Origin of the sequence: Vibrio ziniensis (assembly GCF_011064285.1) — a bacterium.
Lineage (GTDB): Bacteria > Pseudomonadota > Gammaproteobacteria > Enterobacterales > Vibrionaceae > Vibrio > Vibrio ziniensis.
Genome location: NZ_CP049331.1, coordinates 1821319 through 1837512 on the forward strand (window position 1 = coordinate 1821319; position 16194 = coordinate 1837512).

Below are 16194 nucleotides of genomic sequence, written 5' to 3' on the forward strand. Positions count from 1 at the left end.
CTAAAGACAAAGGATTGATAGAAAGAGAAAAAGTAAGCAGCTATTATACTCACTCGTTCATAACCTAACCATCATAAAGCAAAGGTAAAAAATGAAAAAAGTACTTGTGCTGGGAGCTTCTGGGTATGTTGGTTCCCAACTATTACCACTCTTGCTCGATGAAGGTTATGAAGTCACCGCCGCAGCCCGTCATATTGATTATCTGCAAGCACGAGTTACACCTCATCCAAGGTTAACTATTACCTATCTCGATCTGGCAGATAAACAGGCAACCATGAGTTCGGTGCCTCAGTTTGATTTGGTATTCTTTTTAGTTCACGGCATGGCACAAGGTCATGATTTTGCTGAATACGAACTTTCACTCGCCAACAATTTCAAACTGGCTTTGGATAACAGTCAGGTAAAGCACGTGATTTATTTGAGTGCACTACAGCCACAAACTGGCAATTCCGAACATTTGAAAGCGCGTCAGCAAACAGGTCAAATCCTACGAAAAAGCCAAGTGCCCATTACGGAGCTTAGAGCCGGCGTAATCATAGGCCCCGGTTCAGCGGCTTTTGAAATCATGCGTGATTTTGTCTACAACTTGCCAATGTTAATCACGCCCAAATGGGTTGATTCCAGAGCCAACCCAATTGCGCTGGAAAACTTGAATCATTACTTACTCCAGTTAGCAAAAGAGTCGCCGACTGATCACCAACTCTTCCAAGCTGGAGGTCCTGATACACTCTCCTATCGCGAACAGTTTCGTGTGATTTGTGAATTGGCAAACAAACCTTTCCGTCTCTGGTCAACATCATTGCTAACCCCACAAATGGCGTCTTACTGGTTAGGCGTAGTGACATCTGTTCCGTCGAGTATTGGACGAGCTCTCCTTGCTGGCTTAGAACATGACTATATTGCTGATTCTGATGAACTAACAACTCGCTATCCTCAGACGTTGGTTTCCTACCGTAATGCAGTCAAAAGCACCATCGAACACGAGGGCACATTTGTTCGCAGCAAAGTATGGGGCTTTGAGCCTAACGCACTAAAAAGGTGGCAACCAGGCTTTGGTTATTACCCAAAACAAGCGGGTGCAAGCATAGAAACACAATTATCCAGTTGCGAACTGTGGGACATCATCAAAACGATTGGTAGTAGAGAAGAAGGTTATTTTTTTGCCAATATTCTATGGCGCACTCGTGAATGGTTAGATATTTTCTTCGGTGGTGGGCGTCCAGTTCGCCGTAGCCCTGCAGGTCCAGAGCTTAAAGTCGGGGACTATATCGATTCTTGGAAAGTCATTCGTTGCGAATCCAATGAGTTTTTGTCGCTGTTTTTTGGCATGAAAGGACCGGGATTAGGGCGATTGGAGTTCACTATTAAAGATCATGGTGATAAGCGCGAATTGAACGTTACCGCATGGTGGCATCCAAAAGGTTTTTTGGGGTTAATGTACTGGTTTGCCATGATGCCCGCACATCTGTTTATCTTTAATGGCATGGTGAAAGCCATCGTCAAGAAGGCAAAAGCGAATAGATAATACCATCCTAGATAAAAAATATGATCAGACTGAGCATCGGCGAGCAGCGAATGGGCGTCAAACGCAAACGCGCATTCACTGATCAGGAAGTTTTCCCACATTAGGACATATAAACAAAAAGGCTCTGTGAACGTTCACAGAGCCTTTTTGTACTCGAATATTTGCAATTAATCCGCTTTAAATGAAAACGGAATCTCAGCCAGTTGCTTACCCTGATTAGCAGGAAATACCAGATATTCACCGTGATATTTCACATTCGATTTATAGTCTGTTTGCTTATGAACCATAAATCCGGCTGCACTTGCCATCTCAACAAACTGAGCATGGTTACCACGAACAAACCAGTTCATTGGCTTCACCATTAAATCACCATCAAAGCTTGATTCACACTGCTCTGAACACAGCGCCAGTGAGTTTTGCCCATCAGTAAATATCTGTACTTTACCGGCACCAACCAGAGGTTCTGAAGTGGAAACCTCCCAATCAGCCTGTTCCATCTGATCTAAAAATGCTTCAACTTTTTTGTCGGTAATCACGTTGTCGACATCACCTTCAAAAAAAATTTTATAAAACGCAGAGATACGTTTAAAAGTAAACAGCAACTCAGACTGATTACCTTTCGAACGCCCAGCTTTTAGCCAACGAGTTAGATCAGGTACAACACAACGGTCAAAACGCTGCGCTTTAATTGCTTTAGATACCCAATGAACCAAGAAATGGTTATTTGCCACTGGTGCGTTGACCAGTTTCCCAGACTCATGTTCAGCTGCCAGTTCGCCCAGCGCTGAGTTAACTACATTTTGAATTTCTAAATAATAAGCTGACACTATGCTTTTCTTCCTAATGTCCAATAGAAGGTTGCTGAAAATACCGAACAGGCTGACATCACTAAAATCATCGGCCAGACAACGTCGCTAGGCATTGCTGCGACAACCATACCAACCACAGATCCTGTTCCAAATCTCAGCGTTCCCGCCAAAGAAGCGGCTGTCCCCGCCATTCTTGGATAGCGACTTAACAATAGCGCCATCGAGTTACTGCCGATGGTTGAAATCGTACCAACGAACATCACCACAAATGGCACTGTGCCCCACAATCCCCAGCCCAATAGCCAGCCGATGAACAAGCCAAAGCCCGCCATTAGTTGGATAAACAAGCCAAAGCGCAGCATCGCATGAGACCCCACTTTCTTAACGAAGCGACCATTGATACTAGTCATAGCAATCATGGCCACAATGTTAAGACCAAACAGATAACCGAACGCACTAGGGCTAACGCCATACAAGTCGATATAAACGAATGAACCAGCCGTCAGGAATGCAAACATGCCTGCAAATGAAAATGCGCCGGCGAAAATCAAACCCATTGCAAAGCCAGAGCGACACAACTGAGCATAGTTACGAATCGTGCTGCGAATATGCAGCGGTTGACGGTTTTCCGCAGAGAGCGTTTCTGGAATTTTCCAGAAAACCATCAAGATGACGATCACTGCGAAAATTGCTAGTACCCAGAAAATAGAGCGCCAACCAAACCACACAGCTAAGTGACCACCAATCATCGGCGCAGCAAGCGGCGCAAGAGTGATAACCAAAGTCACAAACGACATCGCACGGGCGAAATCTTCACGATCGAACATGTCACGAACAACCGCCTGAATCACCACCGCCGCCGCTGCGCCAGCAAACCCTTGAGCTGCACGAACATAAGTTAATGCATCAATACCGTTAGTAGTTGCGCTAACAACTGACGCAATTGCAAATAACGCAATACCCACCAGCATAACTGGTCTACGACCATAGCTATCCGCCAACGGACCATGCAAAAGCTGACCAATAGCAAAACCGGCGGTATAAGCGGTAAGCGTAATTTGTACTGAACCCGCGCTTACACCTAAATCTCTTGCAATAGCAGGCATTGCTGGCAAATACATATCAATAGCCAGCGGTGTCAAGGCACCAATTGCACCCAACACGATAAACATTATAAAGCTCATCTTAGTGGCGTCGTTGGCAGAAGTCGTAGTATTCGAAGTCATAAATCTCCGGTCGAATGTAAAACAAGTGCATCACCTACGTGATGCACTTAATAATAGCTTAAAGAAAGGACAATACGCCCAAGCTATGAGAACTGTATCAGAATGCGAATTCTTTTTTGGAAACAAGGAGTTTCCTAAAGCTTTATGGGTAGAAACCAGCGAGAGTCATTACTTCCAAATCGAAGCGACTTCTTCTTCCGTAAGGTATCGGTATTCACCTGGCTCTAATGTGTCATCAAGAATGATATTGCCCACTCGTTCACGATGAAGACCGACAACTTTGTTGCCTAGCGCGGCAAACATTCGTTTCACTTGGTGATACTTACCTTCGTGAATCGTCAGAAGGACTTGCTGTTCATCGATCACTTCCATTTGTGCAGGAAGTGTTAGCTCACGTTCATTGCGCAGTTCAATGCCTGTTGCAAATTTTTCTTCGTAATTCGGCTCAATAGGGTCTGCAAGCCAAACACGATAAATTTTGTCGCATTTATGTTTCGGTGAAGTGATACGGTGAGACCACTGACCGTCATCGGTAATAAGCACTAAACCTGTGGTATCAACGTCTAATCGACCTGCAAAATGCAAATCGCTCATGTTCACTTCATCAAGCAAAACAAATGCAGTTTGATTAAAACCATCTTCGTGCGAGCAAACAAAACCCTGCGGCTTGTTAAGCATGATATAACGCGGGCCACTGATTCTGATTTCACGCCCTTGCCACTCAACGTCCGATTGTTCAGTAACCTTAAATGAACCAACCTTCTGAACTTCACCATCAACAGTAACTTCGCCACTTTTCAGGATTTGAGTCGACTCTTTACGCGTTGTGCCTAGCGCGTCACACAAAAATTTATCTAAACGCATGAATACCTCATCTGCTTGAAGTCGGGTATTATACGCATCTCACTCAAAATAGTTGAGCTATTTCACAGAATTATTCGTCCTATTGCATGTACACACTTCGCCCATATCAAGCTGACTCAGTAAAAGCGGTTATTCACTACTTTCGCAAACACTCGACTCCCGCAGTCATCGTGCTACCAACGGGTGCAGGGAAAAGTTTGGTCATTGCCGAACTGGCAAGACTGGCTAAAGGTCGCGTGTTGGTACTTGCTCATGTCAAAGAGTTGGTTGAACAGAACCACGCAAAGTATGAAAGCTACGGTTTAACTGGCGCTGTATTCTCTGCGGGCTTAGGGCGTAAAGAGACAAATCAGCAAGTCGTCTTCGCATCAGTACAATCGGTTGTGCGTAACTTAGACGCATTTAAAAACCAGTTTTCCTTGTTGGTTATTGATGAATGTCACCGCGTTCCTGATGATAAAGACAGCAGTTATCAAAAAGTGATTTCACATCTTCTTGAACTCAATCCTGGCATGAAAGTGCTTGGCTTAACGGCTACGCCTTATCGCTTGGGGATGGGTTGGATTTATCAATATCACACTCGAGGATTAGTCCGCAGCGAAGAGCCTCGTTTCTTTCGCGACTGCATTTTCGAACTCCCGATTCAATATCTGCTGGATGAAGGCTTCCTAACTCACGCACGCTTAATTGATGCTCCAGTACTCAGTTATGACTTCTCACAGCTCAAGCCTGCAAATACTGGGCGGTACAAAGAATCTGAACTGGATTTAGTGATTGAACAATCTAAACGTGCAACACCCCAGATTGTTTCTCAAATCGTTGAGCTATCCAAAGACAAACAAGGTGTAATGATATTTGCTGCCACGGTTCGTCATGCCCAAGAAATCATGGGATTACTACCTGAAGAACATTCCGCATTAGTAATAGGCGATACGCCATCTCCAGAACGAGACCGAATTATTAATGGCTTCAAGATGCGTGAAATTAAATATCTGGTCAACGTGTCTGTCCTAACGACTGGCTTTGATGCACCCCATGTTGATTTGATTGCAATTTTACGCCCCACAGAGTCAGTGAGCTTGTATCAGCAAATCGTCGGACGAGGTCTACGTTTATCTCAAGGGAAGGACGAGTGTTTGGTGCTTGATTACGCAGGAAACACTTACGATTTGTATCAACCCGAAGTGGGCGACCCAAAACCCGATTCCACCAGCGAAATCATAACCATTCCCTGCCCAGCTTGTGGTTTCAACAATAACTACTGGGGAAAACTAGACGCTAACGGATTTCTTATCGAACACTATGGTCGTAAATGCCAAGGCTATTTTACCAATGAAGAAACCAACGAACGCGAACATTGCGGTTACCGTTTCAGAGCCAAGTATTGTAACGAATGCGGAGCAGACAATGATATTGCAGCCCGTATCTGTCACGAGTGCGATGCCACCTTGGTTGACCCCGATAAAAAGCTCAAAGAAGCGTTGAGTCTTAAAGATGCTCTAGTCTTTGAATGCCTCAACATGGATTTGAGTGTACATAAAGATGACAAAGGCAAGTCACAACTAAGAGTGACCTACATTGGTGACAACAACGCACAAGTACACGAATTTTGGGCACTGACTACGCCAAAACAAAAAGCCGTGTTTAAAGAACGCTTTGTACGACCACATTTGGCAGACAGACATCGACCATTCGACGAAGCGTCACCTTCGAAAGTCGTCGACAATCAACATCGTTTCCGCCCGCCACAATTTGTCATTGCCAGAAAATCAGGTCGTTTCTGGAAAATGCGCGACAAAATATTTGCTGATGAGCTAGTGTAAGTTTTCCGATTCGCAAGATGACAAGATTCACATCCTATTCATATACCGGCATTTATACTGCACCAATCATGACGTAACGGACGCTTTACATGCTAAATTCAAAACTCAATACCGCTACTTTGATTGCTCTCCTTGGCAGCTTTTGTTCTTTAGGTATGGCCTCTTTGGCTTTTGCCGAGCAGCCGATACTTAATGATCCTATTCAAGATATCTACAAAGAAGGCACGCAAGTCAAAATCGATGAAGATCAAGATGAAGTCTACGCTGCGGTGCAAAAAGGGCTTATCAAACCGTTTTCAGAACTCTACGCTGCGATTGATAACGAGCTCTATGGCCGCCTGATCAAAGTTGAGTTAGAAGAAGAGGATGACGAATGGATATACGACTTAAAATTAGTTCATGAAGATAAAGTGATACGTGTGGAATACAATGCAACCACTCTTGAGCTAATGTCTATCAAAGGCAGAAACGTGCTAAGCGTAATAAAAAATAGAGACGCACAATGAAGATCCTCGTAGTTGAAGACGACCAAAAACTAAATGAACAGATAGCCACCGCACTGGAAGATGCTGGCTGGGTGCCAGAAGCGTCTTTTGATGGTGAAGATGCGCTTTATAGAGCAACCACCGAAGAATGGGACTGTATTGTTTTAGACTTAGGCTTACCTAAACTCGATGGTATTTCCGTACTCAACAGTCTGCGTGACCAACAAATCAATACTCCAGTTATCATACTCAGCGCTCGCGACACACTTACCCAACGTGTGGAAGGCTTAAATGCAGGTGCCGACGACTATCTGACCAAACCATTTGAAATAGTTGAGCTGATAGCGCGAATTCGTTCGCAATTACGCAGAGCTTCTGGTAATGCAGCCCCTATTTTGCAAGTGGGCAATTTAAGTTTGGATACGCGAAGTTCAGTGGTGACTTGGAAAGACCAACCACTAAGCCTAACAGCCTTGGAATATAAAGTTATCGCTTATTTCATGCATAACCCCGATAAAGTAATTTCTCGCACCGAGTTAGTTGAACACATCTATAAACAGGATTTCGACCGAGATTCGAACACTATAGAAGTATTCATTGGACGTATTCGAAAAAAAGTGGCGCCAGATGTCATCAAAACCGTGAGAGGCTTGGGGTATCAATTGCATGCCCAATAAACACGATTCCTTAAAACGAGCTTCGTTAAAACATCTCAGTATAAAAAATCGGTTACTGTTGGCTGCCACGCTTTGGTTAAGCGCCATGATACTGGCTGCGGGCTATCTTATTCCTTCAATGGTAAAAGACTATCTCATCGAAGATGCACAGAGCCAACTTCGCCTTTCAATGGATGAAATTACGGCCAATTTAGAAGCAGATAAAACAGGTAGACTTAGCCTTTCACGCCGTCTGTCCGATCCTCGATTTAATCAGCCTTACAGCGGTGTCTATTGGTCAATGCAGATTGGAGAGCACGCTATTCGTTCTCGTTCCTTATGGGACAAAACGCTGGTCGAAGAGCAGCATAGCCACAAAACCATCTACAAAGGCGCAAAAGACGAAAACTTAGTGGTGCTCACGCAAACCATTTATCTGCCGGAATATTCACGTCCTATTCAGATCATTGTTGGCATGGATGACTCCCCTATCCAAGAAACGTTAACGCAAGTGATTGGGCAACTTTGGATCATTCTTGCGCTGTTGTTCTCTGGTGTATTAATTCTGATTAGCGCGCAAATTTCTTGGTCATTATGGCCTCTTGGGAAGATGCAAAAAGAGCTCGCTTTACTGCGCAAAGGAGATCAATCAACTCTCAGCGAAAACTACCCCAAAGAAGTCTATCCGCTGGTTAAAGACCTTAATGCTCTGCTATTTCACTATCAGGAGTTGCTAGAGCGTGCTCGCAACCATGCAGGCAACTTATCTCATGCGTTAAAAACACCGCTCTCTGTGATCAAAAACGAAGTGGCAACACTCAATGAAGAGAGCAAGCAAGTACTACAAAAACCCATTGAACTGATTCAACAGCACATTGATTACCACCTAGGTCGTGCGCGCATGGCTGGCGCTGCAAACATACTGGCAGTGAAAACAAGCCCTAGCGAGAGGGTCGATACCATTTCTATCGCTTTTGACAAAGTGTATGCCGAGCGTGAAATCACCTTAGTCAACGAACTGGATTCAAATCTTACTGTCGCCGTTGAACCCACCGATTTTGACGAAATGATCGGTAACTTATTAGAAAACAGTTACAAATGGGCGAACTCCCTCATTCGTGTGTACAGCATGGAAGAAAACAAAGAACGCATTGCTATCTGCGTAGAAGATGATGGCGCAGGTATCAGTAAAGAAGATATCGAACATGCCATCAAACGTGGTATTCGCATAGATGAAACCGTTCCGGGCACAGGTTTAGGGTTAAACATCGTGAGCGAAATGGCACACAGCTACCGAGGAAAACTTTCCCTATCGAAAGGGCAACTTGGCGGATTAAAAGCTACCTTAACCTTACCTGTTCCCGCTGCTTGATGATTCCTTGTTCAACAAAGCCATAGATACAGATAAGATTCACCGCTAGAACGACATTTTTATTGCTACATCCCTGATTGGATGATAGTATCCGCGCTCGTTTTGATAGACATACTTGGTGTATCAAACGTTAATACAACACAAGGTCGCATTGTGTTGTTCATTTATTTTTTACTAATTTTGAGAGTAAATACTATGAAATTTGAAGCAGTAGTACGTACTGAACTAGGTAAAGGTGCGAGCCGCCGCCTACGTCACGCTGGCCTATTCCCTGCTATCGTTTACGGTGGTGAGGCTGCGCCTGTATCAATCACTCTAAACCACGATGAAATCATGAACCAAATGGACAAACCAGAGTTCTACGAAGGTATCGTTCTTGTGATTGGCGGTGCTGAAGTTAAGGTTAAGCCGCAAGACGTACAACGTCACGCGTTCAAACCAAAAGTTGAGCACATGGACTTCATCCGTATCTAATTCCCTACCAAGGAATTAGTTGGATAAAATCCAACCTTTTGCATATATAAGATAAATCAGCCTTACCAACTGATACATCTAAAAATTCGAAACCCCGATGCTACCAACATCGGGGTTTCACCGTTTTAGGTTACCGCTAATATCTTCCCATTCCATGGAACATTCCGCCGAACACTGCCATCAGAACTGCGAAAATCACACTCAATATGATGAAAGCAGGAATTGAAGCAATGGCAAATTTCACCATAAAAATTACCATCGACATAAATGGCATTTTGATATCGACAACCGTTACTTCCTGCTTACCGTTTTCAACAGACATATCACTTCCCTTATAATTAAATTTCGCTATAGGATTACGTAATCACTGTAGTAGTTATCTGATATAGCGACACTTTTTATCTTTCATTCCCAAAAGCTCTTTTTCTAAATGAGATTAGTGAAAGAATTCCCAAAAAACACTTTAACCATGCATTTTTTCTAAGCTCAGTGTATAACTCTCGGTAAGAGCTGATAGTGATTATGACAAAGAGACCTAGTTGTGAAAATAACTGAACTTAAACCTGATCCTCTGGTTTGCCCATTGTGTGGTAAACCTAATACCTGCATTAACCTAGGCGTGCTTGATATTAAAAAGTCCTGTTGGTGTAACGATCCCACAATTACTTTTCCTGAAGAGCTGTTATCACAAATCCCTCCTGAACTGAGAAGAAAAGCCTGCATCTGCAAAACCTGCGTTTTGAATTTTCAAGCATCACAGAAATCACAATAACCCCCTCTATTTTTCCCTTTAAAAACAATATTTTTTATCAATTTATAATTTATCACCTATGCTTATCTATTGGAGTGCCGAGTTGTTGAACAGCCTGCACTTCTCTGTTTGCAATTTGGAATAGCGGCTTTGATGTAACACCTGTTTCCAAGACGTTTGTCACCTTTCATCGCTCTGGCTTATTCCTTGCTTAAACAACCATATACCTAACCATCTCATATGGTTCAGGTTTAGAAGTAGTTAACTTCAACAAAGCCTTAACAGGAAGTTATAAGGCAACCACCTCTGATTAGGCAGACCATAACTGGGAAGTGCTGATCACGTATTCACTGTTGGTTGCCATAAAGGACGGAACGACCATGGATAAATTAACTAAAAACTACAACTCCGAAATGTTCTTTGATGAACTCATTGATAGCGAAGGAAAGCCTCGTCAATCGGCTTCACAACTACTCACTTACTTAGAATCATTACCAGCTGAAGAGCTTGAAAAACGTCGGCTTACCGCTGAAACCACCATTCAGGAAATGGGGATAAGTTTCACGGTTTACACCGAAGAGGGAAACATTGACCGAGCTTGGCCTTTTGACATCATACCGCGCACCATTGATGCCAAAGACTGGCAGGTCGCAGAGAAAGGATTAAAGCAAAGACTTACGGCTCTCAACCGCTTTATTGATGACCTTTATCACGATCAAAAGTGCATTAAAGACGGCGTTATTCCTAAGCACATTATCGAGGAATCGAAAAACTTCCGCCCTGAATGCATCGGGGTGTCGCCCGCTTTTGGTGTGTGGGCACACATTTGTGGCACCGATTTGGTGCGCGCAGATGACGGCCAGTTCTATGTACTTGAAGATAACCTGCGTGTTCCTTCAGGTGTATCGTATATGCTCGAAAACCGTGCAATCACCAAACGCGTTCTTCCAGAGCTATTTGAAAACGACGATATTCTTCCAGTCGACTCATACACGTCAAGACTGTTTGATATGCTGGCAGCCCTTTCTCCACGTGCGATTGAGCATCCAGAAATAGTCGTTTTGACACCGGGTATCTATAACTCTGCGTATTTCGAACATGCGTTCTTAGCTCAGCAAATGGGTGTAGAACTGGTTGAAGGTGGCGATTTATATGTCGACACCGACGACTGTGTTTACATGAAAACTATCTACGGACCAGAACGCGTTGACGTTATTTATCGTCGTATTGATGACTGGTTTATTGACCCAGAAGTGTTCCATCCGGAATCAATGCTTGGCGTTCCCGGATTAATGCGAGCTTGGAAAGCGGGTAACGTGGCTCTGGCTAACGCTCCAGGCGCTGGCGTTGCTGATGACAAAGTGGTTTATGCCTATGTACCCGACCTGATTCGTTATTATCTTGATGAGGAACCGATTCTACCGAACGTAGAAACCTTCCTATGTGAAGATGAAGAACAGCGTGCTTACGTGTTAGCCAACCTAGATAAGCTAGTAGTAAAACCAGCCAACGAGTCCGGTGGTTACGGTATGCTTGTTGGTCCTCACTCTACGGAAGAAGAGCGAGTTCTTTTTGCAGACTTAATACAAAAGAACCCTCGTAATTACATAGCGCAACCAACACTAAAACTCTCCACGGCTCCTACTTTGGTCGACACCAACTGTATCGAACCTCGTCATTTGGATTTGCGTCCATTCATTTTGCAAAGCAACAAAATCTATGTCACTACAGGCGGGCTTACACGCGTTGCGTTGAAGAAAGGCTCCCTTGTCGTTAACTCGTCACAAGGCGGTGGTAGTAAAGACACATGGATTGTTAAGTCAAAAGGAGAGTAACAATGTTATCAAGAGTTGCTGAGCGCCTTTACTGGAGTGCGCGTTATTTGGAGCGAGTCGAAAACATTGCTCGCCTATTAAATGTTTACGATGAACTGCTGTATGACTTACCAAGAGACATTCGAATTTCTTGGTATAACCTTATCGAGATCAACGGCAGCGTTATTGATTACACCAGCAAATACAAAGATCACGGCGAACGTAATGTGGTGAAATATTTGCTTTCTGACATGGATAACCCAAGTTCCCTACTCGCCTCGCTCAATATGGTGCGTGAAAATATTCGTACCTCTCGCGATGTAGTCCCAGAGGAGATGTGGGAGCAGATCAACGAGCTAAACATCTACGCTAAAAAACACATTCAGCTAGGCATCAACCGTTCAGATCGGCACGTCTACCTGAATGACATCATTGAAGGTTGCCAAAAAGTGATTGGGCTTCTTGCCAACGCGATGCGTCGCGATGCAGGCTGGAGCTTTATTATCTTAGGTCGCTACCTAGAGCGCGCAGATATGAATACTCGTATTTTGGATTCTGCAGTGTCGATAATGAACCAATCAAGTGAAGAGGAGCGTCTTCACCTTGAGCAAGTCTTGTGGTCAAAAGTTCTCAAATCGCAGAGTGCCTATCTTAACTATCGCAGAACAATGCGTGCATCGGTCACTGGTGAAGATGCGGCGACATTTTTGCTGATGGATGAGTTCTTCCCTCGCTCACAAACATTTTGCTTAACGCAAATCAAAATCGCAGCTGAAGCACTTCCAAGTGCGGAAGAAGTGGTTGTTGAAGTTAATCGTCTACTTGATAACACCAAAGGCGTTGAGAGTGCAAAAGAGCTCAACATCGAATTCAGTAACTATCTCAATGACGTCCAGTTAGCCATTATCGACCTGCATAGCCAGATCCGAGAGACTTGGTTCCACTTCCGCCACGGAGAAGCTGCATGACCATTCGCGTAGCGATATTGCATAAAACAACTTATGAGTTTGACCGCGATGTGAATGTTTCTCCGCATGTGTTGCGCCTTCGACCGGCACCACACTCGCGCACGCACATTCATGGATATTCACTCAAGGTGTTACCTGAAAAGCACTTCATCAACTGGCAACAAGATGCGTTTGGCAACTATCAGGCGCGTCTAGTGTTCCCAGAAAAAATGCGCAAGCTGCAATTTGAAGTGGAAGTCATCGCCGATATGACGGTGATTAACCCCTTCGATTTCTTTATTGAAGAGTACGCCGAAACATACCCGTTCAAATACGACAGCCTACTAGAAGAAGAGTTAGCGCCGTATTTGAAACACGATGAACCAAACGCACTACTCTCGGCATGGCTTAAAGATGTCGACCGAAGCGAAACGCCAATTGTGAGTTTCCTTTCTAAGCTCAACAGCCAGCTTTCACAACAAATTGAATACGGTATTCGTTTAGAACCCGGCATTCAGAGTGCCGAAGAGACACTTACGCTTAGAAAAGGCTCTTGCCGCGATACTGCTTGGCTACTTATTGAAGTGCTGCGTAATCTCGGTTTAGCGGCTCGCTTTGCTTCCGGCTATTTAGTACAGCTTACTGCCGATGTAAAAGCCTTAGATGGTCCTTCAGGCCCTGAGCAAGATTTTACAGACCTGCACGCATGGTGCGAAGTCTACCTTCCGGGTGCCGGCTGGGTGGGTTTAGATCCTACCAGTGGCTTGTTTGCTGGTGAGGGACACATTCCCCTAGCCTGTACAGCAGATCCAGCATCTGCCGCGCCGATCACCGGTATGGTGGATGAGTGTGAATGCGAGTTTAGCTACACCAACACGGTTATTCGTATTCACGAAGATCCTCGTGTCACAAAGCCTTACAGCGATGATGAGTGGGAAAACATCAAAGCATTAGGGAATGCCGTTGATAAAGTTTTAGAGGAAGAAGATGTTCGCCTAACCATGGGCGGCGAACCCACGTTCGTCTCTATTGATGATATGGATTCTGAGCAATGGAACACTGGCGCTCTGGGTGCTGATAAGCTTCGTCTCTCCAAAGATTTATTACTTAAGCTCAAAGACAAATTTGGCTCAGATGGTTTACTCCACTACGGTCAGGGCAAATGGTATCCGGGTGAAGAGTTACCTCGTTGGGCGCTGGGCTATTTTTGGCGTACCGACGGTGAAGCGTTATGGAGCCACCCTCAACTGCTTGCCCGTGTCGATAAAGACTATCAACACAACTTGCAAGATGCTCAGCGCTTTGGTGAAACCTTATGTCAGCAGCTTTTCCTAGACAGTAAATATCTACAACCCGCTTATGAAGATTCGCTCTACTATTTATGGCTTGAACGCTCTTTACCCGATTCAGTGAATCCGAAAAAAGCATCTCTTAAAGACGATTTAGAACGCAGACGTTTAGCAAAACTGCTCACCCGAGGACTCGATACGTCAACGGGTTATGTGCTACCACTGAGCTACTTTAATGGTCAGTGGCAAAGCTCACTGTGGCCAATGCGCAGTGATGTCATTACTTTGATTCCCGGCGATAGCCCGATGGGTTTCCGTTTGCCTCTCAATTCACTTCCACCAATCAGTCAGGAAGAGATTGTTCCCGAGCGTGACCCGTTTGAACAAAGAGAAGCGCTGCCCGTTTACTCGTTTACCGAATCGGCAAACCAAACTCAAAGCGGTCAGCATCAAACTCAGGTAGAGCAAAAACAGACAATATCTAAAGCCGTCATTCATACAGCGCTTTGTATCGAGCCAAGAGAGGGGCGCTTACACCTGTTTTTGCCACCAATGACTTCCTTGGAACACTACGTGTCTCTGATGCATTTCATTGAAGTGACAGCGCTTGAGCTATCAATGCCAGTTGTGATTGAAGGTTATGAGCCGCCAAAAGACTACCGCTTACAAAAACTACTGATCACGCCTGACCCGGGTGTTATCGAGGTCAACATACATCCGGCTCATAGCTGGAAAGAGCTGGTCTACAACACCGAAACGCTTTACGAACAGGCTCACCTATGTCGATTAGGTACAGAGAAGTTCATGCTCGACGGTCGACACACAGGCACAGGTGGTGGTAACCACATCACATTAGGTGGAGCCACACCTGCTGACAGCCCAATGCTGCGTAAACCGGATTTGTTACGTAGCTTTGTTAATTACTGGCAGCACCATCCGGGGTTGTCTTATCTGTTTTCAGGGATGTTTATTGGCCCAACCAGCCAAGCTCCTCGCCCTGATGAAGGCAGAGATGAAGCGCTGTACGAAATGGAAATTGCGTTCCAAAACATGCCTGAAGGCTTAGTGGATCAACCTTGGCTCGTCGACCGACTGATGCGTAACCTACTGGTTGATATTACAGGTAACACACATCGCTCAGAATTTTGTATCGACAAGCTCTACGCAGCTGGCAGTAGTAGTGGACGTCTTGGCATTCTTGAGTTTCGTGGGTTTGAAATGCCGCCACACGCCAGAATGTCGTTAGTTCAAACGCTTTTATTGCGCTGTCTGGTGGCGAGGTTCTGGAAAAACCCTTACCACAAGCCTTTGATTCGTTGGGGCACTTCCCTACACGACAAATTTATGATGCCACACTACGTCTGGCAGGACATTAAAGAGGTGGTGGAAGATCTGCAACGTCACGGCTATCCGTTTAAGTTAGAATGGCTTGCTCCTTTTGAAGAGTTCCGCTTCCCTCATTACGGTCGCCAGCAAATTGATGATATGGAGTTGGAGCTGCGTTGGGCAATCGAACCTTGGCACGTGTTAGGCGAAGAGATAACTCATTCAGGAACCGCGAGATATGTGGATTCCTCAGTGGAAAGATTGCAAGTTCGTCTCACTGGTATGACTGAAGGCCGCTATTTGCTCGCCTGTAATGGACGCAGTGTGCCTCTGCGCGCTACGGGTCGCAAAGGTGAATACATTGCAGCAGTACGATACCGTGCTTGGTCGCCACCTTCTGCGTTGCATCCGACACTGGGTGTCGATGCGCCACTGGTATTTGACATCATCGACACTTGGAATGGTTTATCGATTGGCGGATGTACCTATCATGTTAGCCATGCTGGTGGGCGAACGTACGAAACACTGCCAGTGAACAGTAATGAAGCCGAGGCTCGTCGTGTGAACCGATTCTGGGATCACGGATTTACGCAAGGTCCACTAGAAGCTAAACCAGAGTTCAATGCAATACGTCAGTTCTATGAACATACCGATGTACCACGACCTATGTCTCCTCCAAGAGAAGAAATCTGTCATGAGTATCCAAACACCTTAGATCTGAGAAAACGTGATTTTGAAGCTAAGGCGCGGTACTCAAGGTAGTATTCACTTTGGAAAAGAAGCGCGATCCTAAGAAATGGCTCGCGCGAATATCAAAGCTAATGTGTATAATT

General features: G+C 44.8%; 14 protein-coding genes. 10 read left to right on the plus strand and 4 right to left on the minus strand.

Going from position 1 to position 16194, the window contains the following annotated elements; translation table 11 throughout:
- Positions 1–91: 91 nt before the first annotated feature.
- On the plus strand, positions 92–1525 hold the full coding sequence (locus tag G5S32_RS08310) for a DUF2867 domain-containing protein (RefSeq protein ID WP_165311572.1): 1434 nt from the start codon (positions 92–94) through the stop codon (positions 1523–1525).
- A 167-nt stretch (positions 1526–1692) separates the two neighbouring features.
- On the opposite strand, the gene G5S32_RS08315 is transcribed toward G5S32_RS08310, so the two are convergent.
- The 3 genes from G5S32_RS08315 to rsuA form a co-directional block, all read right to left on the minus strand.
- Positions 1693–2352, minus strand: coding sequence for a DUF2913 family protein (locus G5S32_RS08315; protein ID WP_165311573.1), 660 nt, complete (start codon positions 2350–2352; stop codon positions 1693–1695).
- Positions 2352–3560, minus strand: coding sequence for a Bcr/CflA family multidrug efflux MFS transporter (locus tag G5S32_RS08320; protein ID WP_165311574.1), 1209 nt, complete (start codon positions 3558–3560; stop codon positions 2352–2354). Before G5S32_RS08320 ends, G5S32_RS08315 begins: the two co-directional genes overlap by 1 nt.
- Before the next feature lie 168 nt (positions 3561–3728).
- Complete coding sequence (rsuA, locus tag G5S32_RS08325) at positions 3729–4424, minus strand: 16S rRNA pseudouridine(516) synthase RsuA (protein ID WP_165311575.1); 696 nt, start codon at positions 4422–4424, stop codon at positions 3729–3731.
- Positions 4425–4510: 86 nt separating this feature from the next.
- On the opposite strand from rsuA, the gene radD reads away from it, so the two are divergent.
- From radD to rplY, 5 genes are all read left to right on the plus strand, one after another.
- Positions 4511–6247, plus strand: a complete 1737-nt coding sequence (radD, locus tag G5S32_RS08330; protein WP_165311576.1) for a DNA repair helicase RadD — start codon at positions 4511–4513, stop codon at positions 6245–6247.
- A gap of 89 nt (positions 6248–6336) precedes the next feature.
- On the plus strand, positions 6337–6753 hold the full coding sequence (locus tag G5S32_RS08335; RefSeq protein WP_165311577.1) for a PepSY domain-containing protein: 417 nt from the start codon (positions 6337–6339) through the stop codon (positions 6751–6753).
- Complete coding sequence (locus tag G5S32_RS08340) at positions 6750–7409, plus strand: response regulator transcription factor (protein WP_165311578.1); 660 nt, start codon at positions 6750–6752, stop codon at positions 7407–7409. The genes G5S32_RS08335 and G5S32_RS08340 overlap by 4 nt, the downstream gene beginning before the upstream one ends.
- Positions 7399–8760 (plus strand): ATP-binding protein, encoded by a 1362-nt coding sequence (locus G5S32_RS08345; protein WP_165311579.1) that lies wholly within the window; start codon positions 7399–7401, stop codon positions 8758–8760. Before G5S32_RS08340 ends, G5S32_RS08345 begins: the two co-directional genes overlap by 11 nt.
- A 195-nt stretch (positions 8761–8955) precedes the next feature.
- The gene (gene rplY / locus G5S32_RS08350; RefSeq protein WP_165311580.1) at positions 8956–9234 is read left to right on the plus strand and encodes a 50S ribosomal protein L25; all 279 of its coding nucleotides are present in this window, start codon (positions 8956–8958) and stop codon (positions 9232–9234) included.
- Positions 9235–9370: 136 nt separating this feature from the next.
- Here rplY and G5S32_RS08355 read toward each other — a convergent pair whose 3' ends face one another.
- The gene (locus G5S32_RS08355) at positions 9371–9556 is read right to left on the minus strand and encodes a hypothetical protein (RefSeq protein WP_165311581.1); all 186 of its coding nucleotides are present in this window, start codon (positions 9554–9556) and stop codon (positions 9371–9373) included.
- Positions 9557–9853: 297 nt separating this feature from the next.
- Here G5S32_RS08355 and G5S32_RS08360 point away from each other — a divergent pair, with 297 nt between their 5' ends.
- The 4 genes from G5S32_RS08360 (at position 9854) to G5S32_RS08375 (ending at position 16123) form a co-directional block, all read left to right on the plus strand.
- Positions 9854–10006: a cysteine-rich CWC family protein gene (locus G5S32_RS08360; RefSeq protein ID WP_246201091.1), complete on the plus strand. Its 153-nt coding sequence runs from the start codon at positions 9854–9856 to the stop codon at positions 10004–10006.
- 359 nt (positions 10007–10365) lie between these two features.
- Positions 10366–11820: a circularly permuted type 2 ATP-grasp protein gene (locus G5S32_RS08365; RefSeq protein ID WP_165311583.1), complete on the plus strand. Its 1455-nt coding sequence runs from the start codon at positions 10366–10368 to the stop codon at positions 11818–11820.
- Positions 11821–11822: 2 nt separating this feature from the next.
- Positions 11823–12767: an alpha-E domain-containing protein gene (locus G5S32_RS08370; RefSeq protein WP_165311584.1), complete on the plus strand. Its 945-nt coding sequence runs from the start codon at positions 11823–11825 to the stop codon at positions 12765–12767.
- Positions 12764–16123, plus strand: a complete 3360-nt coding sequence (locus G5S32_RS08375; RefSeq protein WP_165311585.1) for a transglutaminase family protein — start codon at positions 12764–12766, stop codon at positions 16121–16123. The genes G5S32_RS08370 and G5S32_RS08375 overlap by 4 nt, the downstream gene beginning before the upstream one ends.
- Positions 16124–16194: the final 71 nt, after the last annotated feature.